Origin of the sequence: Streptomyces abikoensis (assembly GCF_014648775.1) — a bacterium.
GTDB lineage: Bacteria > Actinomycetota > Actinomycetes > Streptomycetales > Streptomycetaceae > Streptomyces > Streptomyces abikoensis.
In genome coordinates, this window is record NZ_BMRT01000008.1 from 295,661 (window position 1) to 319,099 (window position 23,439).

The following is a 23,439-nucleotide window of genomic DNA, read 5'->3' on the forward strand; positions in this document are numbered from 1 at the left end:
CGCGCGGTCAGGCGTCGTCGAGACCTCGCTCTATCGCGTAGCGGACGAGCTCCACGCGGTTGTGCAGCTGGAGCTTGCCCAAGGTGTTCTGCACATGGTTCTGCACCGTCCGGTGGGAAATAACCAGCCGTTCGGCGATCTGCTTGTACGACAGTCCCTTGGCGACGAGGCGGAGGACCTCCGTCTCGCGGTCGGTGAGCCGCGGCGCGCCGGGCTCGTCGGGGGCGGCGGGGGCGGGGTCGGCGGCCAGCCTGCGGTACTCGCCGAGGACCAGTCCGGCCAGGCCGGGGGTGAAGACGGGGTCGCCGACGGCCGTGCGGCGGACGGCGTCCAGCAGCTCTTCCGCGCCGGCGGACTTCAGGAGGTAGCCGGTGGCGCCGGACTTGACGGCCTCCAGGACGTCGGCGTGCTCGCCGCTCGCGGAGAGCACCAGGACGCGCAGTTCGGGCCGGTCGGCGACGAGCTGCTTGCAGACGGCCGCGCCGGGCAGGCCGGGCAGGTTGAGGTCGAGGACCAGGACGTCGGGGAGGGCGGCCTGGGCCCGGCGCACGGCCTGGGGGCCGTCGCCGGCGGTGGCCACCACGTCGTACCCGGCGGCGGCCAGGTCGCGGGCGACGGCGTCGCGCCACATGGGGTGGTCGTCGACCACCATGACCTTCACGGTCTGTTCGCCACTCATTTCCCGGCCTCGCTCCCCCGTGGGACTCTCAACTCGACTTCTGTGCCCTGACCGGGCACGGACAGCAGCTCGGCGCTGCCGCCCAGGTCCCGCAGTCTGCCGCGGATCGACAGGGCGACGCCCATGCGCCCCTCCCGTTCGGCTGCCGCCAGCCGGCCCTCGGCGATGCCGGGCCCGTCGTCCCGCACGGTGACGATCACGGCGTCCGGCTCGTCCTCCAGCAGGATCCAGGCCCGCGCGCCGTCCCCGGCGTGCTCACGGACATTGTCCAGTGCGGCGCCGACGGCGGCCGCCAGCTCCGCCGCCGCGGCCGCCTCCAGAAGGACGGGCGTGCCGGGCCCGGCGTAGGAGACGGCGGCTCCCGCGTGCGGTGCGAGCAGCGCGCCCAGGTCGCAGGGCCCCTCCGGGGGGCGTGGCGGGGTGCCTGTGGACCGTACGAGCTCGGCGTCCTCGGCGAGCTGCCGTGGTGTGCCCCGCGGGGGCACCAGACCGCCCGCGACCAGGGTGCGCAGGGCGATCTCCTGCTCGCCGGCCAGCCGGCCCAGCTCGGCCGCCTCGCCGCCGAGGGCCGCGCCCCGGCGCTGCACCATGGCGAGGACCTGGAGGACGCTGTCGTGGATGTCGCGGGCGAGGCGCTCGCGCTCCCGGGTGGCCGCCTCGATCTGGAGGGCGCGGGCGAGGGTGCGCTCACTGGCACGGGCCACCTCCACGATGTAGCCGATGGCGATGCTGGAGACCCAGACCAGGAGCACGTTGTGGACGGTGTCGCGGGCCGGGTGGCCGCGCTCGACGAGATTGGCGACGGCGACCAGCGTGGAGCCGACGGCCGCCCAGCGCCAGCCGCCCTTGATGGCCAGGCCCAGTACCGCGCCGCCCGTCCAGATGGACGGGAGGGTGGCCGCGCCTCCGTCGACGCGCTGGGCGGAGTCGACGACGGCGCTGAGCAGGACTCCGCCGAGCGCGATGCTCAGATCGGCGATCAGGAAGGACCTGGTGCAGCGTTCGGGGGCCGAGACCTTGTTCCAGGTCAGCAGCATCCACAGGGTGAGTACGCCCATGTAGAGCGCCGCACCGAGCGGGTGGGCGTACTCGTGGTAGTTGACGCAGAACAGGGCCAGCGCGTAGCCGAGCGTCAGGATGCGGTAGCCGGTGAGGGCACGCCACAGCGGCAGCTCCACCGACATCCGCACGGCACGCGGGCGCCCGGTGCCGGTGCGCTGTGTCATGTGACGTGACCCCCCGAGGCCCGGGCGGCTACGCCCCGGGCTCGTCCTCCGTCTTCTCCGCCTTCTCCGTCGAGTCGGCCTTGTCGAGGCCGGCGGCCTTGGCCGCCTTCTCCTCCTCGGCCTTCTTCTTCGCCTCCTCCGCGATCTGCCGCTTGGCGGCGGTCGCGTAGATGTCGACGTACTCCTGGCCGGAGAGCTTCATGATCTCGTACATGACCTCGTCGGTCACCGAGCGGAGGATGAAGCGGTCGCCGTCCATGCCGTGGTAACGGCTGAAGTCCAGCGGCTTTCCGATCCGGATGCCCGGCCGGATCATCTTCGGCAGGACCTTCCCGGGCGGCTGCACCTTCTCCGTGTCGATCATGGCGACCGGGATCACGGGCGCGCCGGTGGCCAGCGCCACCCGGGCGAGCCCGCCCGGCTTGCCGCGGTAGAGACGGCCGTCCGGGGAGCGGGTGCCCTCCGGGTAGATGCCGAAGAGCTCACCGCGCTCCAGCACCTCGATACCGCTCTTGATCGCGGCCTCACCGGCACCACGGGCACCGGAACGGTCGACCGGGAGCTGGCCGACGCCCTTGAAGAACGCCGCCGTCAGCTTCCCCTTGACCCCGGGGGAGGTGAAGTATTCCTGCTTGGCGATGAACGTGATCTTGCGATCCAGTACCGCGGGAAGGAAGAAGGAGTCCGAGAACGACAGGTGGTTGCTCGCGAGGATCGCGGGCCCCTCGGCCGGGATGTTCTCCAAGCCCTCCACCCACGGCCGGAAGGCAAGCTTCAGCGACCCGCCGATGGACAGCTTCATTGCGCCGTAGAACAACCGAGAACCTCCTGTGTGTGACGAGGAGACCTTAACCTGCCTACCCGCCGTGCGGCGCTCCGCGTAGGCTGAGGGCCAGACCCTCTCGTTGTCCGTTGTCTCGTTCCCTTGATCGGAGATCCCGGTGCCGCTCCTCCCCGGAGCCGAGCCGTTCCGCCATGACGGCGGAGAGGTCGGCGTCCTCGTGTGTCACGGCTTCACCGGTTCCCCGCAGTCCGTAAGGCCCTGGGCCAATTATCTCGCGGAGCGGGGCCTGACGGTCTCGCTTCCCCTGCTGCCCGGGCACGGCACCCGCTGGCAGGACATGGCGATCACCGGCTGGCAGGACTGGTACGCGGAGGTCGACCGTGAGCTGTGGCGGCTGCGGGAGCGGTGCTCCCGGGTCTTCGTCTGCGGGCTGTCCATGGGCGGCGCCCTGACGCTGCGCCTCGCGGCCCGCCACGGGGCGGCGGTCTCCGGCATCGTCCTGGTCAACCCGGCCAACAAGGTGCACGGCCTGGCCGCCCGGACCCTGCCGGTGATGCGCCACCTCGTGCCGACGACCAAGGGCATCGCCAGCGACATAGCCAAGCCGGGCATCGAGGAGACCGGCTACGACCGGGTGCCGCTCCACGCGGCGCACTCCTTCCGCGGCTTCCTGCGGAAGCTCGACACCGAACTGCCGCAGGTGACGCAGCCCTTGCTGCTGCTGCGCAGCCCCCAGGACCATGTGGTGCCGCCGGCCGACTCCGCGCGCATCCTGTCCCGGGTCTCCTCCCTGGACGTCACCGAGCGACTGCTGGAGAAGAGCTACCACGTGGCCACCCTGGACCACGACGCGGAGACGATCTTCGAGGAGACCCACGCGTTCATCAGCCGGCTCGCCGGCTCCCCCGCGGCGGCGTCCCATGGCTGAGCCCGACGCGAACCGCGACCGCGACGACAGCCGCGACCCCCTGGACGAGGACCGCGCCTGGGCCGAGCTCGTCGCCGCCTACGGCGAGCAGCCCGACCCGGAGAAGGGCCGCTGGCCCGCGACCGGCGACCTGGACGAGGCGAAGGACGCCGCGCCGGAGCCGGCCCCCGAGGAGAAGCCCCCGCCGGCCGCGCCCGAGCGGCCGGGAGGCTCCGTCGTCTTCGCCCCGGGCATCGGCCCGCGCGACTGGACCACGCCGGAGCCGGAGCCCGGTCCCACCGGCGCCGACGCCGGCGCCCCGGCGGCGGACGAGGGCCACTTCGTCCCGCCGGAGCCCCCGCCCCTGCCCACGGGTGACGTCACCTCGCGCTTCGCCTGGCTCGCGGTCCTCGGTGGCCCCCTGCTGCTGCTCGTCATGGTGCTGCTGCGCCAGGAGCTGACCTGGTGGGTGACGACGCTGGGCGTCGGCGGCTTCCTGGGCGGCTTCGCCACGCTCGTCCTGCGCATGAAGGACGGCGACGAGGACGATGACGACCCGGGCCGCGGAGCGGTGGTTTAGCCGATCAGGGAGCGGTCGGCACCCGCAGAGCCGCCAGCACCGGCAGATGATCCGTCGCGGCGCGCAGATCGCTCTCGGCGACCCCCCGCAACCCCATCGGCACCCCGCACCCCAGCACCTCGACGCCCCCGGTCGCGAAGACCGCGTCGATCCGCTGGAGCGGGTCCCCGAGCCGCGTCGTGTGCTCGCGCCCCCACGGCCTGACGGCCCATCCGTCCTGGAGTTCCCCCGCCAGCAGGCCGAACGTCCGTCCGTCGGGCCGGTCGTTGAGGTCGCCCGCCACGACGGCGTGCGGCACCCCCAGCCCCCGTACCCGCTCCAGCAGCAGCCGTCCCTGCGCGTACCGCTCGTCCGCGTCGATGCTCAAGTGGCAGCTGACGACGCCCAGCCGGGCCCGGCCGAAGCGCAGGACGGCCGTGGCCAGCCCCCGTTGGTGGAGCCCGCGGCGCCGGGGCAGCAGCACGTCCTCCGCGCGCTCCACATGGGCGCGCAGCGAGGCGAGGATCATCGGCCCCGAGGCGGTGCCGCCACCGGTGACGTACACCAGCTCCGACTCCCGGGCGAGGCGGGCGGCCGCCTTGCGCCAGCGGAAGAAGCGCGGCGCCTCCTGAACGCAGACGACGTCGGGCGCACAGGCCCGGATGATCCGGGACAGCGCCGCGACGTCGTCACGCATGGAGCGGATGTTGTAGGAGAGCACGCGGACCACGGACCCGTCCGCTTCGGTCGAGGATTCCGGCAGGTCCGCGAGCATCGCCCCTCCGCTCAAGGAACTCGTCCCAGGATTCAGCCCTGACGGGCCAGGTCGGCCGCTCCCACCAGGCCGGCCTTGCCGCCCAACTGGGCGGCGAGCACCTGCGCGTGGGGGCGCCACTGTCCGCCGACGAGCCAGCGGCGGAAGGACTTGCGGATCGGGTCAAGGACGAGGTCGCCCTCGTCGGAGACGCCGCCGCCGACGATGAACGCCGAGGGGTCGAAGAGCGAGGCCAGGTCGGCCAGGCCCGCGCCGGCCCAGCGGGCGAGCTCGCGGAAGGAGTCGATGGCGACGGGGTCGCCCTGGCGGGCGGCGTCGCTGACGTGCTTGCCCTCGATGCCCTCGACGGTGCCGTCGCCGAGGCCCAGCAGGATCTCCGCGTTCTCCGGGGTGGCCTGGGCGCGCTGCTTGGCGTAGCGGACGAGCGCGCGGCCCGACGCGTACTGCTCCCAGCAGCCCTGGCTGCCGCAGCCGCAGAGCAGCCCGTCCGGCACCACGCGGATGTGGCCGAACTCGGCGGCCACGCCGAAGCGGCCGCGGCGGAGCTTGTTGCCGATGATGATGCCGCCGCCGAGGCCGGTGCCGAGGGTGATGCAGATGACGTCGTCGTGGCCCTGGCCGGCGCCGAAGCGGTACTCGCCCCAGGCGGCGGCGTTGGCGTCGTTCTCGACGACGACGGGGAGGCCGACGCGCTGCTCGACCTTGTCCTTGAGCGCCTCGTGCCGCCAGTTGATGTTCGGGGCGAAGAGGACCGTGGCCCGCTTGTCGTCCACGTAGCCGGCGGCGCCGATGCCGACGGCCTCGACCTCGAAGCCCTCGCTGACCGTGCGGACCGCGTCGGCGATCGCGTCGATCACGCCCTCGGGGGTGTCCGGGGTCGGCACTTTGCACGTCGCGAGGATCGAGCCCTCTTCGTCGACCACGCCGGCCGCGATCTTCGTGCCGCCGATGTCGACGCCGATGGTGAGTCCCATGTGTACCTCGGTTTTTCGCTCGAACCCCGCCAGGAGTAACCGTACCGGAGGGCGGGATCAGTCGAGGTCGATGCGCTCGCTCCCCCCGTTCTTCGCCTCGCCCTCGCGCGGCTCGCTTCCCTGCGCGCGAGGCGCGGGGGGCTCGTGCGCCGGTTCGTCGCGGGTCCAGCGCGCCTCCTGTCCCGTCACGGCGGCACGGTAGGCGGCCAGCAGTTCGGAGCCGGCGGCGGCCAGGTGGTCGAAGACCTGGGGGTTGCGCTCGATGACGGGCTGCGCGGCCGCCTTGGCCGTCTCGACGATCTCGCGCACCGCTCCCTGCGCGGCCGCGCCCGCGAGCGGCAGCTGAGCGGTGACCTTGCCGGCCACGGCCTCGACGAGTCTGCGCAGTTCCTCGGCGGCGCTGCCGGGCTGCTCGCCCGGTCCGCCGGCCGCGCGGCGGGTGTTCTCGGCGGCGAGGTCCTCGGCGCAGGCCCGCTCCCAGGCGTCGGGGTCGGGCGCCTGGCCGGGGCCGGGGCGCTCGGTGGCTTCGCTCATGACGGACTCCCGCTGGCTGGATTTTCCTTCGACGTTACCCGACCGACGCCGGGCCGTTCCGGGCGTCCCGGTCAGGGTGTCCGGGGCCACAGGCCGGGGTCCGGGACGAAGCGCACGCACAGCTCGCCGTCGTGCAGCCCCGCCCCCGCGACGCCGCAGCGGCGCAGCGCGGAGGGCAGGGTGAGGACGCGGCGGAACGGACCGGCGGAGACGACGAGTTCGTCGCCCCGGCGGACGAGGCCGAGGCCCTCGCGGGTGGCGCCGGGCAGCGGGATCCGCCAGATCAGCATGCCGTCGGCGGCGAGGCGGTCCTCGACGGCCCAGGGTTCGGCGGGCGGCCGGTCCGCGGTGGGCAGGGTGGCGCGGGCGGCGAGGAGCTCCAGGTCCGCGAGGCCCTGGGGGGCGCGGCCGAGGTGGGGCAGCTCGCGCACGGTGACGCCGTCGGCGAGGAACTCGTCGCACAGCGTCTTGTGGGCGCCGCGCCGCTCGGCGGCGAGGGCGGCCAGCCAGGGGTCGGCGGAGTCCTCGGGCAGCAGCCGGTTCGCCACGAGCGAATCGATCCGGCAGCCCTGGAGGGCGAGCCCGGCGCGGGCGGTGCGGAGGGCGGCGAGGGCCTGCGGGCCGGGTTCGGCGACGAGCCGTACGGTCGTGCCGGGCGCCTCCAGGACGTCGCGGACGGCGGCCAGCTCCCGCTGGAAGCGTTCGGCGGTCTCGTAGAGCCGCTGGGCGGGCATGGGCACGCCGGCGAGCTGGGCGAGCATGGGGCGCAGCGCGCGGGCGGCCTGGCGCTCGGGGGGCAGGAGGCGGTGCAGATAGCGGCCGAGCTGCTCGGGGAGGCCCAGCAGGGCCACGGTCTGGAGCAGGGGCGGCATGTCGACGACGAGCAGGTCCCAGCGGTCCGGCTCGCCGTGGGCGGCCCGGAGGGCGGCGAGCAGGGCCAGGGGTTCGGCGCCGGGGAGTTCGGTGAGCTCCTCGGGGTCGAGGGGGGTGGCGCCCAGGAGGTCGAAGACGGCGGCGCCGCGCTCCTGGAGTTCGCCGGCCAGGGCGCGGAAGTGGGCGGCCGGGGCCACACGGGCGGCCCACAGTCCGGGGGCGGCGGCCACGGGCGGTGCCCACGGTCCGCCCCGGTCGTCGTCGGTGCCCCCGGTGGGGAGGGCGGTGCCGAGGACGGCGTCCGGGGCGGGGCCGCGGTCGCTGGTGAGCAGCAGTGTCCGGTGTCCCACGCGGGCGGCGGCCAGGGCGGTGGCCGCCGCGACGGTGGTGCGGCCCGCGCCGCCGGGACCGGTGACGAGGACCGTGCGCAAGGAGAGCCTTCCGGGCGGAGTGTGCGTGGGGGTCAGGGCGTCAGGACGCGGCGCCGCTCTCGACGCGGGTCTTCAGGCCGTCGAGGGCGCGGTCGATGATGACCTTCTCCGCCTTGCGCTTGATCATGCCGAGCATGGGGATCTTCACATCGACGGTGAGGGTGTAGGTCACCTTGGTGTGCTTGCCGCCCGCCTCGGGCTCCAGGCTGTACGAGCCGTCGAGCTGGCGCAGCATCTGGGACTTGTCCAGGGACCACTCGACGACGCCGGGCGAGGGCCAGCTGTAGTTGAGGGTGTGGTCGTCCTTGATGGCGCCGGCGTCCAGGACCAGGCGCACCTTGCTGGCGCGGCCCTGCTCGTCCGTCTCGAGCACCTCGGCCTGCTTGACCTCGCCCGTCCACTCCGAGTAGCGGCCGAAGTCGGCGATGACCGCCATGACCTCGTCCGGCGTCGCCTCGATCGTGATGCTCGAGCTGGTGTGTTCGGCCATCTGTGTGGCTCCTCCGTACCGGTGCGCGCCCTGGTGAATGGTCAGCTGAAAGGTCTGCCGGTGAAGGCTACCTCCCGCCGCGAGTCACCACTCCAGCACCCAGGGTGTCGCGGTGGAGGCGAAGTGGCCGACGTTGACGCATTCGGTCGCCCCGATGCGCATTCTGCGCGCCAGCGGCTGGTGGACGTGGCCGAAGAGCGCGTATCTGGGGCGGGTGGCGCGGATGGTCTCCAGCAGGGCCGCGCTGCCGCGTTCGAAGCGGCGGGCGACGGTGTCGTAGCAGAGCTCGGGGACGTCGGGCGGGATGTGGGAGCAGAGCACGTCGACCTCGCCGAGGGCGGCGAGCTTGGCGGCGTAGACCTCGTCGTCGATCTCGTAGGGGGTGCGCATGGGGGAGCGGAGGCCGCCGCCGACGAAGCCGAAGACGAGGCCGCCGATCTCGACGCGCTCGCCGTCGAGGACGGTGGTGCCGGGGCGGGCGAATTCCGGCCAGAGGGTGGGGATGTCCACATTGCCGTAGGTGGCGTAGGTGGGGGTGGGGAAGGCGGCGAAGAGCTCGGCGTACTGCTTGCGCACCGCTTCCTCGACGGCCCGCTCGCGGTCGATGCCCTCCCACAGCGCCCGGGAGAGGGTGCGGGCCTCCTCGAAGCGGCGTGCGGTGCGCAGCTCGACGATCCGGTCGGCGGCCTCGACGCCGAACAGTTCGGGGAAGATGCCGCGCGAGTGGTCGGCGTAGTCCAGGAAGAGGACCAGGTCGCCGAGACAGACGAGGGCGTCGGCGCCGTCTTTGGCCCGCGCCAGCCCCTCGGCGTTGCCGTGCACGTCGCTGACCACATGGACTCGCATACGGATCACCCTAGGTGTTGCGGCGGGGCCTCCGGAAGGGTCCCGACCTGCGGTTACTTCCCGGTCACCTGGCCTAGGGGCTAGGGTGCGGGGAGCGGTCCCGTGGCATGTGACGCATGGAACATCTGGGCACGACCCTCTGTTCGAAATCCGTACTGGTGGGTAACGTCCGGGCAGTCCACGCTGTCCAGCATCCCCCCTGCCTGATCAATGGACCGCAGCCGACGCAGCGCCCCTCGAAGACGCGGCGGCGCCGGCGCCCGACGAGGAGCAGCAGTCTTGCGCGAGTTCAGCCTTCCGGCCCTGTACGAGGTCCCCGCCGACGGCAACCTGACGGATCTCATCCGCCGGAACGCCGCACTCCACCCCGAGGTGGCGGTCATAGGGCGCAAGGTCGACGACCGCTGGGAGGACGTCACCGCCGAGGGCTTCCTGGCCGAGGTGCGGGCCGTCGCCAAGGGACTGATGGCCGCGGGGATCGAGCCGGGCGACCGGATCGGCCTGCTGTCGCGCACCCGCTACGAGTGGGCGCTGCTGGACTTCGCCATCTGGAGCGCGGGCGCGGTGACCGTGCCGGTCTACGAGACGAGCTCCCCCGAGCAGATCCAGTGGATCCTCGGCGACTCCGGTGCCGTGGCCTGCCTGGTGGAGACGCCGGCGCACGAGGCGGCGGTCGAGTCCGTGCGCGACCGGCTGCCGGACCTCGCCAACATCTGGCAGATCGAGCGCGGCGCCCTGGACCGGCTGCGGGCCGCGGGCGAGGCGCTGACGGACGAGGCGGTGGACGAGCGCAGCGCGCTGGCGACCGCGGACTCGCCCGCGACCATCGTCTACACCTCCGGCACCACGGGCCGCCCCAAGGGCTGTGTGCTCACCCACCGCAGCTTCTTCGCCGAGTGCGGCAACGTCGTCGAGCGGCTCAAGCCGCTGTTCAACACGGGCGAGTCGTCCGTGCTGCTGTTCCTGCCCGCCGCCCACGTCTTCGGCCGCCTGGTCGAGATCGCCTCGGTGATGGCCCCCATCCGGCTGGGTCTCGTCAGCGACATCCGCAACCTCACCGACGACCTCCAGGGCTTCCGTCCCACGCTGGTCCTCGGCGTGCCGCGGGTCTTCGAGAAGGTCTACAACGGTGCCCGGGCCAAGGCGCAGGCCGACGGCAAGGGCAAGGTCTTCGACAAGGCCGCCGAGACCGCCATCGCCTACAGCCGGGCGCTGGACACCGCGGCGGGCCCCTCCTTCGGCCTGCGGCTCAAGCACAAGATCTTCGACAAGCTGGTCTACGGCAAGCTGCGCGCGGTCCTCGGCGGCCGCGCCACCCACGCGATCTCCGGCGGCGCCCCGCTGGGCGAGCGGCTGGGCCACTTCTACCGGGGCATCGGCTTCACGGTGCTGGAGGGCTACGGCCTGACGGAGTCGTGCGCCGCCACCGCCTTCAACCCGTGGGACAAGCCGAGGATCGGCACGGTCGGCCAGCCCCTGCCGGGCTCCGTGGTGCGGATCGCCGACGACGGCGAGGTGCTGCTCCACGGCGAGCACCTGTTCACCGGCTACTGGAACAACGAGGCGGCCACGGCCGAGGCGCTCTCCGACGGCTGGTTCCACACCGGCGACCTCGGCACCCTCGACGAGGACGGCTTCCTGCGGATCACCGGCCGCAAGAAGGAGATCATCGTCACCGCCGGCGGCAAGAACGTCGCCCCCGCCGTGATCGAGGACCGGATCCGGGCGCACGCGCTGATCGCCGAGTGCATGGTCGTCGGCGACGGCCGCCCGTTCGTGGGCGCGCTGGTCACGCTGGACGAGGACTTCCTGCCGCGCTGGCTGGAGCAGCACGGCAAGCCCGCCGGGCTCACGGCCGCCGAGCTGGCCGACGACCCGGAGCTGCTCGCGGACGTGCAGAAGGCGGTGGACGACGGCAACGCGGCGGTCTCCAAGGCCGAGTCGGTGCGCAAGTTCCGCATCCTGCCCGCGCAGTTCACGGAGGCGTCCGGCCATGTGACGCCGTCGCTCAAGCTCAAGCGGAACGTCGTCGCGAAGGACTTCGCGGACGAGATCGAGGCGATCTACCACGGCTGACCCGGCCGACAATGGGTAAGGGGCTCGCGCCACGGCGCGAGCCCCTTACCCATTGTCAGAGGAGCCATTGTCAGAGGAGTTCCTTCAGGCGCTCCGCCAGCAGGTCCCAGCGCCAGCGCTCCTCCACCCACGCCCGGCCGCGTTCGCCCATACGGCGGCGCAGCTCCGGGTCGTTCAGCAGGGTGACGATCCGGTCGGCCGCCTCCTCGGCGGAGCCGCCGCGCACGACGTAGCCCGTCTCCCCCTCCAGCACCGCGTCCGGGGCGCCTCCCGAGTCGCCGCCGACCACCGGCAGGCCCGTCGCGGACGCCTCCAGGTAGACGATGCCGAGCCCCTCGACGTCCAGGCCGCCCCGGCGCGTCCGGCAGGGCATCGCGAAGACGTCTCCGGCGCCGTAGTGGGCGGGCAGCTCCTCCCAGGGGACGGGCCCGGTGAAGCGGACCGCGTGGGCGACACCGGTCCTGTCGGCGAGCTCGCGCAGGTCATCCGCGTAGGGACCGCCGCCGACTATCAGCAGCACCGCGTCGGGCACGGCCGCGAGGATCCGGGGCATGGCCTCGATCAGGGTGTCCTGGCCCTTGCGGGGGACGAGCCGGGAGACGCACACCACGACCGGCCGGTCCGCGAGCCCGAGCCGCGCCCGGGTCTCAGCGCCGCCGGATGCCGGGTGGAAGGTCTTCTCGTCCACGCCGGGCGGCAGTTGCGTCATGCGGGCCGCCGCCTCGTCCGTCAGCGCGGAGGCGATCCGGGACCGCGTGTACTCCCCCAGATAGGTGATCGTGTCGACGCCTTCGCCGATCCTGCGCAGCAGTTGCCGCGAGCCCGGCAACTGGGCCCACGCCGCCTCGTGACCGTGGGTGGTGGCCACCAGCCGGCGGGCCCCGGCCCGCCGCAGCGCGGGCGCCATCAGCCCCAGCGGCGCGGCCGCCCCGAACCACACCGACGTACAGCCGTGCTCCCGCAGCAGCTCGGCCGCGCGCCGGGTCACCCGGGGCGTGGGCAGCAGCATGGTCGTCCGGTCGCGGACCACCGGGAAGGGCTGCTCGGCGTCGAAGCGCGCGGTGGCCTCGCGGCCCTCCTCGCTCCGCTTCCAGGTGGAGGCGTAGACGACGATGCTCGCCGGGTCCAGACGCAGCGCCATGTTGTGGAGGAAGGCCTGGATGCCGCCGGGGCGGGGCGGGAAGTCGTTCGTGACGATCAGGGTCTTGTCCATCGCCGCCGACAGTACCGGGTTCGAACAGGCGTCAACCGCGCCGCGTCGCCGCGCGCGCGGGCCCCCTCGACCGGCATGATTCCTCTCAGTTACCACATGCCTACGGCGGGATGAGGTGAAGTGATGGTGGCGGGCACTGGTCTGCGGCTCTCGATCGGGGTGTGGACCGTCACCCGGGCCGTTCTGATGATGTGCGTGTTCCGGGTGTGGGACATGCCCGGCTCGGACGTGTCCGTCGACATCGAGGTGATCTACCAGGGCTGGTACGGCGTCCTGCGCAGCGGCATCTTCCCGTACGACGACGTGACCTGGCAGTACCCGCCGGCCGCCGCGCTGGCCGTCCTCGCCCCCGGACTGCTGCCGTTCCTCAACTACGCGCCGGCGTTCTTCGTCCTCTGCCTCGCGGCCGACGCGGCCGTCATGGGGATGCTGCTGTACGCGGCGCGCGACGGCCGGCGCGGCCCGCTGGGCGTCTGGGTGTGGGTGACGGGCGTCCCGCTGCTCGGGCCGATCGTCTACGCCCGCTACGACGTGATGGTCACCGCCGTCGCCGTCGCCGCGCTGCTGACGGTGGGCCGCCGCACCCGGCTGGCAGGTGCCCTGACGGGCTTCGGCGCGCTGCTCAAGATCTGGCCGGTCCTGCTGGTCATCGGCACCCCGCGCGGGCGCGCCACCCGGTCCGTCTGGAGCGCGGCGCTGGTGACGGCGGGGGTGCTGGGCATGTTCTTCACGGCCGCGATGCCGGGGGCGCTGGCGTTCCTGACCTTCCAGCGCGACCGGGGCACCGAGGTGGAGTCCCTGGGCTCGCTGGTCTTCCACCTGGCCCGGCACATCGGCTGGCACGGCAAAGCGCGCCTCAACTACGGCTCGGTGGAATTCCTCGGCCGGCACGTCCACGCGGTGAGCGCGCTGGCGCTGGGGCTGAGCGTGCTGGCGTTCGGCTGGCTGCTGCTGTGGCGGCTGCGGGCCCGCCGCTTCACGCCGACGACGCCGTACGACGCGGCGTTCGCGGCGGTGCTGCTCTTCACCACGACGAGCCGGGTGATCAGCCCCCAGTACATGATCTGGCTGATCGGCCTGGCGGCGGTCTGCGTCACGATGGGGACGCCGCGGCAGCGGCTGCCGATCCTGCTGGTGCTGATGGCCGCGCCGCTGACGCAGCTGGAGTTTCCCATCTGGTTCTCGCACGTGGTCGCGAGCGACAAGTTGGGGGTGGCGACGCTCACGTTGCGCAACGGGTTGCTGGTGGCGGCGACGGTGGTGGCGTGTTCGCGGCTGTGGCGCGAGACGGTTACCGAGGGCCACCTGCCGCAGGGGGAGCCGGATCCGCCGGCGGAGCGGGAGTCGGCGCTGGTGCCGGGGTAGTTGTTCCCGGGGCTCCGCCCCGGACCCCGGTCCTCAAACGCCGGACGGGCTGATTTCAGCCCGTCCGGCGTTTGAGGACGAAACGGTGAAAGGGCGGGACCGGGGCACCTCAAAAGGCCCCCGCCACGTACGACCGCCACCTGCGCGCGAACTCCCCCTCGCTCGCCCCCAGCAACTCCCGGAACGCCTCCGTCCGGTAGAACGCCCTGAGCGCCCCCTCCCCCCACCCCTCCGCGATCAGGCGGCAGGCCAGCCAGCCGCCCTCGTAGGCGCGTGCCAAGCGCCCCGCCCCGCCCGTGAAGGCGAAGTCGTCGTCGGCGGGAAGCCCCGACGGCAGGTCGCCCGCGTCGACGGACGCGGCGAGCTCGGGCGCGGCCTGCCGGGCCGTGCGGTCCGTGCCCCGGTACGCGGCCCAGTCGGCGAAGCCCTCGGAGAGCCACTTCGGCGTGGCCGCCGTCGTCACCGCCCGCGTCGCGACGTGCGTCGTCTCGTGCGTGAACACGATCCGCCGCCCGAAGTCGGCGAGCTCCCCGTACGCCTCGGGATTGACGACGACCCGGTCGCCCGTGGCCACCGCCGCCATGCCCCGGTAGTTCGCGGCGGGCGTCTCCAAGAGGGCACCCATCCGTTCCAGCGAAGCGGGCACCTCGACCACGACGTGGCGGGCCCAGCGCCCGCCCCACGCCGCGTCCACCGCCGGTACCGCCGCGTCCGCGAGGCCGGCCACCGCGCGCAGCAGGGACTCGTCCTGGCCCACGCCCAGGACGAGGCTGTGCCCGCCCCGCACGGCCGTGACCCGGCCCTGCTCCCACAGCTGCCCCGCCGGGTGCCGGGCCTCCTGCCCGGCGACGTACCAGCGGCCGCTCCGCCGCGTGAGCGTCAGCCGGAGCGGGACGGTGACGGGGGCCGCGTCGTGGCCGGCGAGCCGGTAGCGCAGCTCGGCCTCGGCGACGGCGCCGCGCGCGAGCCGCACCAGCCGGTACTCCCAGGAGGCCAGCGGCACGGCGGCGAGGTTGGCGAGGACCAGGCGGCGCTCGGCGCGGTAGCCGTCGGCGGCGGGGTCGATGACGGCCAGGTAGGCGGCCTCGTCCCGCTGCCGCACCGCCGCCGCCCACCGGTCGAGCAGCCGCCGCACGGACGCCTCGTCCGGCTCGGACGTCGCGGCGGGCCCGCAGCCGGAGAGCCCGAGCAGCCCGGCGACGCCCAGCGCGCACACCGCCCGCCGCCCGATCCCCGTGTTGCCGCTGCCGTCACCGTCCGTCACCCCCGCATCGTACGCACCGCGCGGGCGGCCGCCGTCAGGGACGGGTGACGGACGAGATGGGCATCATGTCGGCCCGGTCGTAGCGCACCCGCGCCCCCGGGTAGGGGGCGTGGACGACCTGGCCGTTGCCCACGTACATCCCCACGTGGCTGGCGTCGTCGCGGTAGATCACCAGGTCGCCGGGCCGGGCCTCGGAGAGCGAGACGTGCCGCCCGGCGTTGCGCTGCGCCTGCGAGGTGCGCGGCAGGCCCACCCCGGCCCGGCCGTACGCCCACTGCATCAGCCCGGAGCAGTCGAAGGCGCCCGGCCCGGTGGCGCCCCAGGCGTAGGGCGAGCCGACGGCCTGCCGGACGGCCATGGCCGCGGCGAGGCCCCGGCCGGAGCCGACGGCCGCGGAGACGTCGCCGAGGGAGGGCAGAGCGGCCGCGGCGGCCCGCAGCGGGCCGCCCGAGCGCTCCTCGGAGCGCGAGGCGCGGGCGTACTCCTCGCGGGCGGCGTCCGGCAGGGAGTTGAGCAGCCGGCGGGCGGAGGCGAGCTTGTCCTCGACCTCCCGTTTGTGCTGCTCGACCGCCCGGCGGCTGTCCTCCAGCTCGGCGAGGGTACGGGCGGCCTCCTGGCGCTCCTGGCGCAGGGTGCGCTGGGCGGCCAGCAGGGCGCGCAGCTGCCCGGCCTGACGGCCCGTGACGCGGTCGAGGGTGGCGGCCTTGTCCAGGTAGCCGTCGGGGTCCGAGGAGAGGATGAGCTCGATGGCGGGGTCGACGGCGCCGTGGCGGTACTGGGCGGTGGCGATCAGGCCGAGGGCGTCGCGCATCCGGTTGACCTTCTCCTGGCCGCGCGCCACACGGTCGGCGACCTGTTCCACGCGCTCGCGCAGGGCGTCGGCGCGCTCCCCCGCCGCGTTGAACTTCTCCGTGGCCTGCTCGGCCTGCTCGTAGAGCTGGTCGAGCCGCGCCTTCACCGTCCCCGAGGTCTTGGAGTCGTCGGCGGGGTCACCGGGCCGGGCGAGCGCGGGGGCCGCCGAGAAGGCGGCCGCGGCGGTGGCCATGGCGGCGGACAGGACGGTGACCCGGACACTCTGGGTGAGACCGGACTGCGAACGGCGATGGGACGCCACGGGGTGCCGCACTCCCTTCCACTGTGTGCGGACCCTGCCGCCCGGTCGACGGGCGGACGACGGCCGGGCACCGCGCGCCAGACAGTAGCGGCGTGCTCACCCCGGGTTCAAAGACCTCGCGGGCGGCAAAAACGGCGCCCCGCCGACAGACGCAGGTCATCGGCGGGGCGCGGTGTCACTTGCCGTAGTCGTGATTCGCCCGAAAGGGCGGCATGGCGCGGCGGAAGTGATGAACGGCAGAGGTTCAGCAGAGGTGTTAACCCGATCAGCCGACGCGCACGCCGAACTGGAAGGGCATGTTGCCCATCGCCTCGTAGCGCACGTAGGCGCCGGTGCGGGGGGCGTGGAAGACCTGGCCGTTGCCCGCGTAGAGGCCGACGTGGTGCTGGTCGCCGTAGAAGATGACCAGGTCGCCGGGCTTGAGCTGGCTCTGGTCGTAGATCCGGGTGCCGGCGTTGGCCTGGTCCTGGGAGATGCGCGGGAGGGAGACGCCAGCCTGGCCGTAGGCCCACTGGGTGAGGCCGGAGCAGTCCCAGGTGGACATTCCGGTCGCGCCGTACTCGTAGGGCTTGCCCTCCTGGCTCTGCGCGTAGGCCAGAGCGGCGGCGGCGTGGCCGGAGCCCGCGGGGATGTTGGGGCGGCTCTCGGAGCGGCTGGCGCGGCCGCTGTCGCCACCGCTCTTGCCGCTGTCGGCCTTGCTTCCGGAGGCGCCCTTCTGGTCCCCGCCGGTGATCTCCGCGCGCTCCTTCTCGGAGAACTGGTTGAGCACCTTCTGGGCGTCGGCCAGCTTGCCCTGGACCTCGTCCTTGTGCTGCTCCACGGCCTTGCGGGTGGACTCCAGGTCCGCGAGCTTGGAGGCGGCCGCCGCGCGCTCCTGCTTGAGGGTGCGCTGCTTGGCGGCCATCAGCCGGAGGGTGTCGGCCTGCTTGGCGCTCAGCTGGCTGAGCCTGGAGGCCCGGTCCAGGTAGGTGTCGGGGTCCGAGGTGAGCAGCAGCTGGAGCGTGGGGTCGATCGAGCCGGTGCGGTACTGCGAGGTGGCTATCAGGCCGAGGGCGCCGCGCATCCGGTTGAACTCGTCCTGGCCGCGCGCGACCTTGTCCTGGAGCTCACTGACCTGCTTCTCCAGCTTGTCGTGCTGCTCCTTGGCCCCGTTGTACTTCTCGGTGGCCTGTTCGGCCTCTTCGTAGAGCTTGTCGACCTGGTCCTTGGCCTCGGACTTCGACAGCTTGGTGTCGGCGTGCGCGGCCTGCGCGGAGAGGGCCACGGCCATGGCCGCGGTCGCGGTCAGCACGGTGGCCCGAGTGCGGCTCGGCTTCTTGGGACGACGGTGGGACGCCACGGAGACGAGCTCCTTCTACTCTGGGCCGCCCGCCGCGCGAAGTCCTGGGGCACGACGGGACCTTCACCGCCCACCCGAACGGGTGATTCCGCGAATGAAGGTTCGAGGCATGACCCTAGTGACCACCGTCGCCACCGTTCAAATTTTCTTGCGAAAAATCTTTGTCAGCGGTACATCCTTTACCAACCTGACACAGTCGGTAATGACCGCTTGACGGTCAGCTGCGAGGACCGTCAGGTGCGGGCAAGTCGCTTGAGCAGCAAGGCCGATGCGACGGGCCGCGCCCCCGCCTTGGCCACCCCGTCCGCCACCTCACGGTCCGTGGAGACCACGACGACCGGCCGGCCCGGCGGCTCGGCCCGCACGAGCTGACGGATCAGCTCGTCCGCCGTCACACCCGGCTTGCTGAACAGCACCCGCACCCCGCGCGGCGGCGCCAGCAGCACCGGGGCGGCCAGCTCCGCGCCGTCGAAGACGCACGTGACCTCGGCGCCGCTCTGCGCGGCCAGCATCGCCAGCCCGCCCAGCAGCCGCAGCCGCTGCTTGTCCAGCGGCATCGTCGGATAGCCGGTCTTGGTGACGTTGTAGCCGTCGACGAGCAGATGCGTCTGAGGCAGTGCCAGCAACTGGTCCAGCAGCGCCGGATCGGTCTCCGACAGCGCCCGCGTCGCGATGTCCCGGGGCGTCATCGTGCCCGGCCGCACCGCGTCCACCGTGTCGGCCGGCGGCACCGAGACCGGCGGCAGCGCCAGCTCGCGGCGCAGCCCCTGCGCCGCGTCCAGCACGGTGTCCAGCAGCAGTCGCAGCCGGACGTCCTCCACGCTGCGGCCCTCGCGCGTCGCCCGGCGGCTCGCCTCCAGGGCCGCCTCGGCCTCCGCGAGCCGGGCCTTGGCCCGGCGCGCCTCGCCCTGCGCCGCCGCCTTCTCGGCGGCGGCCTCGGCGCGCAACGCCTCCAGCTCGCCCTGGACCTTGCGCAGCGCCGCCTCGCCGCGCCGCACATCGCTCTGCGCGCTGCGCAGCTTGCGGTGCAACGACTCGGCGTCCCGCCGGACGGTCTCCAGCTCGGCACGGACCCGGTCGGCCTCGGCCTTCGCCTCCGCCCGCGCCGCCGCCAGCTCCTCGCGCAGCCGCGTCAGCTCGTGCCGGGCCTCCTCGTCGGCCCGCTCGGCGCTCGCCCGGGCCGCCTCCTCGCCCGCCGCGGTGACCAGCTTGACCCAGCCGGCCGGCCGCAGCACGAACGCCATGGCGGCCACGTCCTCCGGATCGGCGGCCGCCGGCGGCGAACCGGCCTCCAGGGCCTCCGCCAGCTCGGAACCGGTCTCCCGCAGCCGCGCGGAGATCCGCTGCCGGAAGGCCGAGTCGCTCTCCACGGCCGCGGCCATGGCGTTCCCCGCGAACTTGGCCCGGCGGGACGGGGTGAACCGGGCGTACTGCCGCAACTGGGCGGGCAGTTCCGCGACCGTCAGTCCGCCGAACGCCTCCGCGACGAGCCCGATGACCCGCCGCCGGATGCCTTCGGGCAGCGGGCGGTCGAGCACCTCGCTGACGCCGTCGTCGGCCCCGCCGGCGTCACCGGCCGCCTCCACGCCGTCCGTGTGCTCCACCACCGCTTATCGCTCCCGTTCGTCAGGCATCGGCGCCCGGCCGGGCCACCAGCTCGATCTGGTCGACGGCGTTGCACCAGCGGCAACGCACGGACTCGATCGTCTCACTGACGATCTCGCGCTCCTCCACCGCGGGCTCCCCCGCCAGGTCGAGGTGCACGAACTCCACGGCTTTGGTCGTCCGCGTGACGTCGAAACGCGTGAGGTTGCCGCACAGGGTGCAGCGCCACCGGTTCCCGGCTGTCGGCTGGGGAACAACGCCCATCGTGTCGTCCGTCCTCGTCTGTGGTCCGCGGGGTGCTCCCCGTAACCCTACGGCCTGCCGGTCGCCGGGCGCGGGGCGTGCGGCCCGCACGGACGGCCCGGCGAGGCGCTCTGCACGGGTTGCGCCCGGTACGCCATGATCTGGCCATGATCGAAACGGCAGGGCGCCCGGGCCGCCCGGACACCCCCTGGGTGACCTGGACGATCCTGGCCGTCTGCGGCGCGGTCTTCCTGATCGGCCCCGTCTCCGGCCTGAATCCGGTCTACGGCACCGGCCCCGGACTGCTGGCAGCCCAGACCGACTACTTCGAGCACTGGGGGGTCGTGCCGCAGGAGCTCCTCCACGGCTCCCCCTGGGCTCTGTGCACCCCGCTCACCGCGCTCTTCGTGCACGGGAACTGGCTGCATCTGCTGGGCAACATGCTCTTCCTCTACGTCTTCGGCGCCATGACCGAGGCCCACCTGGGCCGTGCCGCGTTCCTCTGCTGCTACCTCCTCACCGGCTATCTCGCCCTCTTCGGCTACGCCGCCGTGCACGCCCACTCCGAACGCACGCTCGTGGGCGCGTCGGGAGCCATCTCCGGGGTGCTCGGCGCGTTCCTCTATCTCTTCCCCAGGGCGCGGGTCACCAGCCTCTTCCCGTTCCTGTTCTTCCTGCCGCTGCGCTTCCCCGCCTGGGCCGTACTGCTGTTCTGGTTCGCACTCCAGTGGCTGGCGACGGGGACGGACGCCGGGCGCCCCGGGGTCGCCTATCTGGCCCACGTCGTGGGATTCGCACTCGGATTCGGCTACGCCTGGGGCCTTCGCACACCTGCGGCTAGAGTGAAGGGCGCAGCCAGGTCCACCGAAGGAGACAAACCGACGTGATCACTTCGATCGTGCTCATCAAGACCGACGTGGACCGGATTCCCGAGATCGCCGAGACCATCGCCGCCATCGAGGGCGTCAGCGAGGTCTACTCGGTCACCGGTGGGGCCGATCTGATCGCGATGGTCCGCGTGGCCCGGCACGACGACCTCGCGGACCTCATCCCGGGCCGCATCAGCAAGGTCCCGGGCGTGGCCTCGACGGAGACCCACATCGCGTTCCGCACGTACTCCCAGCACGACCTGGAAGCGGCCTTCGCGATCGGCCTCGACAACTAGCCGGGCTCCGAAGGGGCGCGGGGCAGCGTCGATATGCGGCTGCCGCCGCGTGGGCGCGCTCAGCCCACGACGGCCCGCGGCCGAACCGCAACGCACCGCCCACCCTCGGTGCGGTACTCCCACCGAGCCCCCTCGGTGACAAGCTCCCGCACGGCCCGTACGAACCGCTCCACATGCTCATCGGGCGTCCCCGCCCCGAAGCTCACCCGAATGGCATTCAGCGACCGCCCGTCGGGCGAGCCGCACTCGCCGGGCGCCCCCCGATCGCCGTCCAGCAGGACGCGGACGAGCGGATGCGCGCAGAAAAGCCCGTCCCGCACCCCGATGCCGTACTCCGCGGAGAGCGCCGCCGCGAAGTGGGAGCTGTTCCAGCCGTCCACGACGAAGGACAGGACACCCACGCGCGGGGCGTCCGCGCCGAACAGCGACAGCACCCGCACCCCCGGGACGTCCGCCAGTCCGCCCCGCACCCGCGCGATCAGCTCCCTTTCGCGCTCGACCAGCCGGTCGAAGCCGGTCTCCTGGAGCGCCTTGCAGGCGGCGGCGATGGCGTAGGCCCCGATGACGTTGGGCGAACCGGCCTCGTGCCGGGCCACGGTGTCGTGCCACTCGACCTCGACGCCCCCCTCGGCGTCCCGGGCCACCCTGCGGCTGGCGCCGCCGCCCGCCAGATACGGCTCGGCCTCCCGCAGCCAGTCGGCCCGCCCGGCGAGGACGCCGGCGCCGAACGGCGCGTACAGCTTGTGCCCGGAGAAGGCGACCCAGTCGACGTCCCACCCGGCGACGTCCACGGGGTGGTGCGGCGCCAACTGGGCGGCGTCCAGCACGATGCGCGCGCCGTGCGCGTGCGCGGCCGCCGCCAGCTCCCGTACGGGCCACAGCTCGCCGGTCACATTGGACGCGCCGGTCACGCACACCAGCGCCGGGCCGTAGGGCTCGCGGTCGGCCAGCGCCCGTTCCAGTGTCTCGACGGCCTCGTCCGGCGAACGCGGGGCGTCGAGGTAGGTGACCTCGGCGTCCCGCCAGGGCAGCAGGGCCGCGTGGTGCTCGGTCTCGAAGACGAACACCCGGCAGCCGGCGGGCAGTACGGACGCCAGCAGGTTCAGCGAGTCCGTGGTGGAGCGGGTGAAGACCACCTGGTCGCCCTCGCGGCAGCCGAGGAAGCCGGCGACGGTGGCCCGGCATCCCTCGAACAGGTCGGTCGACAGCTGTGAGAGGTACCCGGCGCCCCGGTGGACGCTGCCGTAGTACGGCGCGTAGGCGGCGACGTCGTCCCACACCCGCCGCAACGCCGGTGCGCTGGCGGCGTAGTCGAGCGCGGCGTACGTCACCTCGCCCCCGGTGACGAGCGGTACGCGGACGTCGTGACCGAGAACGGGCAGCGGCTCGGCAAGGGTGGCGGCGGCAGGGGCAACAGGGCATGCGGACATGGCGAATTCTCCCGGCAGGGGTGATGGAGGACAGCACGCGCACGCCGCACGAGGGCGTACGCGGGATTACCGGAAACGGGGCCGTAGGCCCTATCGCATTCGCTGCAACACAGAAAGGTCTCCCTCGACAACCAGGATCCCTGGCGAGGGATCCGCGCTTGCCACAGGCGTCTGCCTGCGGCCTGGTCATCACCCGGGGCACCCCGCCACGGAAGGAGGGTTGCCGGACAGCAAGCCGGGGCCGAAACGCTGTCACTCGTGACCTGCGCAGCATCATGCCACAGGATCTTGAATGCGCAAGGGCGCGGTCCGCGATGCGGACCGCGCCCTGGGCGGGGAGACTCAGCGGTTGCTGGCCTCCACCCACTTCTCCAGCACCCGCCGGGCCGCGCCCGAGTCGATGGACTCGGCCGCCCGCGCCATCCCGGCCCGGATCCGCTCCGTGAGCGGCGCGTCCGTCGGCGTCAGGGCGGCCAGCGCGGCGGCGGAGTTGAGCAGCACCGCGTCCCGGACCGGGCCGGTCTCCCCGGCGAGCAGCCGGCGGGCCACATCGGCGTTGTACGAGGCGTCGGCGCCCCGCAGCGCCTCGATGGGCACCAGGTCGATGCCGACGTCCCGGGGGTCGAACGATTCCTCCCGCACCTGGCCGTCCCCCACGATCCACACCCGCGAGGTGGCCGTGGTGGTGAGCTCGTCGAGCCCGTCGTCGCCGCGGAAGACCAGTGCGGAGGAGCCGCGTTCGGCCAGCACCCCGGCCAGGATCGGTGCCATCCGGGCGTCCGCGACGCCGGTCGCCTGGGCCTTGACCCGCGCGGGGTTGGTCAGCGGGCCCAGGACGTTGAAGGTCGTGCGGATGCCCAGCTCACGGCGGGCGGGAGCCACATAGCGCAGGGCGGGGTGGAACTTCACCGCGAAACAGAAGGTGATGCCGGCCTCCTCGGCCACCTCCACCACCCGGCGCGGGGTCAGCTCCAGATTCACCCCGAGCTTCTCCAGGACGTCCGAGGCGCCGCTCGCGGAGGACGCGGCGCGGTTGCCGTGCTTGACGACCTTCGCCCCGGCGCCCGCGACGACGATCGAGGACATGGTGGAGATGTTGACGGTCTTGGCGCCGTCGCCGCCGGTGCCCACGATGTCGACACTGGGGCCGGGCACCTCGATGAGGTTGGCGTGCCGGTACATCGCCCGGACCAGGCCGGAGATCTCGGCGACCGTCTCGCCCTTGGCCCGCAGGGCGACGGCGAAGCCCGCGATCTGGGCGTCGGTGGCCTCCCCGCGCATGATCCGGTCCATGGCCCAGGCCGTGTCGTCGGCGCCGAGGTCCACACCGCCGAGCAGGGCGTCCAGGAGGCCCGGCCAGGTGTGGGCCACCGAGCGCTCGCCGCCTGTCGGGGTCACGTTCATGGTCCACACTCCTGGTGGTCGGTCCCTGGTGGGGACCGTCCGGGGTCCCCGTTACGCGGTCCAGCCTATCCACGCCCGGGAACGGCGAAGAGCCCCGTCCAGGCACTGGACGGGGCTCTTGCCGTGGCGATCAGTGATCAGCT

General features: G+C 73.2%; 23 protein-coding genes and 1 riboswitch. Of the genes, 6 read left to right on the top strand and 17 right to left on the bottom strand.

Translation table 11 applies throughout. The features are described 5' to 3' along the window. Positions 1 to 7: 7 nt before the first annotated feature. Genes IE096_RS24630 through IE096_RS24640 form a run of 3 tightly spaced genes read right to left on the bottom strand, consistent with a single transcriptional unit; the run spans position 8 to position 2,707 of the window. The gene (locus IE096_RS24630) at positions 8 to 679 is read right to left on the bottom strand and encodes a response regulator (protein WP_189455275.1); all 672 of its coding nucleotides are present in this window, start codon (positions 677 to 679) and stop codon (positions 8 to 10) included. Beyond that, on the bottom strand, positions 676 to 1,905 hold the full coding sequence (gene macS, locus IE096_RS31890; RefSeq protein WP_268248347.1) for a MacS family sensor histidine kinase: 1,230 nt from the start codon (positions 1,903 to 1,905) through the stop codon (positions 676 to 678). The genes IE096_RS24630 and macS overlap by 4 nt, the downstream gene beginning before the upstream one ends. A gap of 28 nt (positions 1,906 to 1,933) precedes the next feature. Beyond that, entirely contained in the window at positions 1,934 to 2,707 is a 774-nt protein-coding gene (locus IE096_RS24640; protein WP_189455372.1) for a lysophospholipid acyltransferase family protein, read from the bottom strand. A gap of 139 nt (positions 2,708 to 2,846) precedes the next feature. Between IE096_RS24640 and IE096_RS24645 the strand changes: the two genes are divergently transcribed. Together IE096_RS24645 and IE096_RS24650 are read left to right on the top strand one after the other, a co-directional pair. Then, positions 2,847 to 3,617: an alpha/beta hydrolase gene (locus tag IE096_RS24645; RefSeq protein ID WP_189455277.1), complete on the top strand. Its 771-nt coding sequence runs from the start codon at positions 2,847 to 2,849 to the stop codon at positions 3,615 to 3,617. After that, a complete protein-coding gene (locus IE096_RS24650; protein ID WP_189455279.1) occupies positions 3,610 to 4,176 on the top strand; it encodes a hypothetical protein in 567 nt (188 codons plus the stop codon). Before IE096_RS24645 ends, IE096_RS24650 begins: the two co-directional genes overlap by 8 nt. A 4-nt stretch (positions 4,177 to 4,180) precedes the next feature. Here IE096_RS24650 and IE096_RS24655 read toward each other — a convergent pair whose 3' ends face one another. The 6 genes from IE096_RS24655 to IE096_RS24680 form a co-directional block, all read right to left on the bottom strand. Beyond that, entirely contained in the window at positions 4,181 to 4,930 is a 750-nt protein-coding gene (locus IE096_RS24655; RefSeq protein WP_189455281.1) for an endonuclease/exonuclease/phosphatase family protein, read from the bottom strand. Positions 4,931 to 4,962: 32 nt separating this feature from the next. Beyond that, positions 4,963 to 5,904: an ROK family glucokinase gene (locus IE096_RS24660; protein ID WP_189455283.1), complete on the bottom strand. Its 942-nt coding sequence runs from the start codon at positions 5,902 to 5,904 to the stop codon at positions 4,963 to 4,965. 57 nt (positions 5,905 to 5,961) lie between these two features. Further along, positions 5,962 to 6,438 (bottom strand): DUF5304 domain-containing protein, encoded by a 477-nt coding sequence (locus IE096_RS24665; RefSeq protein WP_189455285.1) that lies wholly within the window; start codon positions 6,436 to 6,438, stop codon positions 5,962 to 5,964. 71 nt (positions 6,439 to 6,509) lie between these two features. Continuing rightward, entirely contained in the window at positions 6,510 to 7,742 is a 1,233-nt protein-coding gene (locus IE096_RS24670; protein WP_189455287.1) for an ArsA family ATPase, read from the bottom strand. A 40-nt stretch (positions 7,743 to 7,782) separates the two neighbouring features. Beyond that, positions 7,783 to 8,232, bottom strand: a complete 450-nt coding sequence (locus IE096_RS24675; RefSeq protein WP_189455289.1) for an SRPBCC family protein — start codon at positions 8,230 to 8,232, stop codon at positions 7,783 to 7,785. A gap of 84 nt (positions 8,233 to 8,316) precedes the next feature. Continuing rightward, positions 8,317 to 9,078 (bottom strand): metallophosphoesterase family protein, encoded by a 762-nt coding sequence (locus IE096_RS24680; protein WP_189455291.1) that lies wholly within the window; start codon positions 9,076 to 9,078, stop codon positions 8,317 to 8,319. 279 nt (positions 9,079 to 9,357) lie between these two features. Here IE096_RS24680 and IE096_RS24685 point away from each other — a divergent pair, with 279 nt between their 5' ends. Beyond that, a complete protein-coding gene (locus tag IE096_RS24685) occupies positions 9,358 to 11,154 on the top strand; it encodes an AMP-dependent synthetase/ligase (protein WP_189455294.1) in 1,797 nt (598 codons plus the stop codon). 70 nt (positions 11,155 to 11,224) lie between these two features. Here the strand turns inward: IE096_RS24685 and IE096_RS24690 are convergent, their stop codons facing one another. After that, positions 11,225 to 12,367, bottom strand: a complete 1,143-nt coding sequence (locus tag IE096_RS24690; protein WP_189455296.1) for a glycosyltransferase family 4 protein — start codon at positions 12,365 to 12,367, stop codon at positions 11,225 to 11,227. Between the two features lie 123 nt (positions 12,368 to 12,490). On the opposite strand from IE096_RS24690, the gene IE096_RS24695 reads away from it, so the two are divergent. Continuing rightward, positions 12,491 to 13,732 (top strand): glycosyltransferase 87 family protein, encoded by a 1,242-nt coding sequence (locus tag IE096_RS24695; RefSeq protein WP_189455298.1) that lies wholly within the window; start codon positions 12,491 to 12,493, stop codon positions 13,730 to 13,732. Between the two features lie 109 nt (positions 13,733 to 13,841). On the opposite strand, the gene IE096_RS24700 is transcribed toward IE096_RS24695, so the two are convergent. The 5 genes from IE096_RS24700 to IE096_RS24720 form a co-directional block, all read right to left on the bottom strand. Further along, positions 13,842 to 14,996: a Cif family virulence factor gene (locus IE096_RS24700; RefSeq protein ID WP_229820576.1), complete on the bottom strand. Its 1,155-nt coding sequence runs from the start codon at positions 14,994 to 14,996 to the stop codon at positions 13,842 to 13,844. Positions 14,997 to 15,030: 34 nt separating this feature from the next. Further along, the gene (locus tag IE096_RS24705) at positions 15,031 to 16,110 is read right to left on the bottom strand and encodes a C40 family peptidase (RefSeq protein ID WP_189455300.1); all 1,080 of its coding nucleotides are present in this window, start codon (positions 16,108 to 16,110) and stop codon (positions 15,031 to 15,033) included. A 265-nt stretch (positions 16,111 to 16,375) separates the two neighbouring features. Continuing rightward, the gene (locus tag IE096_RS24710; RefSeq protein WP_189455302.1) at positions 16,376 to 17,449 is read right to left on the bottom strand and encodes a C40 family peptidase; all 1,074 of its coding nucleotides are present in this window, start codon (positions 17,447 to 17,449) and stop codon (positions 16,376 to 16,378) included. Positions 17,450 to 17,682: 233 nt separating this feature from the next. Then, complete coding sequence (locus IE096_RS24715) at positions 17,683 to 19,053, bottom strand: NYN domain-containing protein (protein ID WP_189455376.1); 1,371 nt, start codon at positions 19,051 to 19,053, stop codon at positions 17,683 to 17,685. A gap of 22 nt (positions 19,054 to 19,075) precedes the next feature. Further along, entirely contained in the window at positions 19,076 to 19,318 is a 243-nt protein-coding gene (locus tag IE096_RS24720; RefSeq protein ID WP_126913779.1) for a hypothetical protein, read from the bottom strand. 146 nt (positions 19,319 to 19,464) lie between these two features. On the opposite strand from IE096_RS24720, the gene IE096_RS24725 reads away from it, so the two are divergent. Continuing rightward, complete coding sequence (locus IE096_RS24725) at positions 19,465 to 20,184, top strand: rhomboid family intramembrane serine protease (protein ID WP_189455304.1); 720 nt, start codon at positions 19,465 to 19,467, stop codon at positions 20,182 to 20,184. Further along, positions 20,181 to 20,462, top strand: a complete 282-nt coding sequence (locus IE096_RS24730) for an Lrp/AsnC ligand binding domain-containing protein (protein ID WP_189455306.1) — start codon at positions 20,181 to 20,183, stop codon at positions 20,460 to 20,462. The genes IE096_RS24725 and IE096_RS24730 overlap by 4 nt, the downstream gene beginning before the upstream one ends. Positions 20,463 to 20,521: 59 nt before the next feature. Here IE096_RS24730 and IE096_RS24735 read toward each other — a convergent pair whose 3' ends face one another. Both IE096_RS24735 and trpD read right to left on the bottom strand, forming a co-directional pair. Further along, positions 20,522 to 21,892 (bottom strand): aminotransferase class V-fold PLP-dependent enzyme, encoded by a 1,371-nt coding sequence (locus IE096_RS24735; protein WP_189455308.1) that lies wholly within the window; start codon positions 21,890 to 21,892, stop codon positions 20,522 to 20,524. A 149-nt stretch (positions 21,893 to 22,041) separates the two neighbouring features. After that, positions 22,042 to 22,156: riboswitch (SAM riboswitch) on the bottom strand. A 78-nt stretch (positions 22,157 to 22,234) separates the two neighbouring features. Then, the gene (trpD, locus tag IE096_RS24740) at positions 22,235 to 23,296 is read right to left on the bottom strand and encodes an anthranilate phosphoribosyltransferase (RefSeq protein WP_189455310.1); all 1,062 of its coding nucleotides are present in this window, start codon (positions 23,294 to 23,296) and stop codon (positions 22,235 to 22,237) included. Positions 23,297 to 23,439 lie beyond the last annotated feature (143 nt).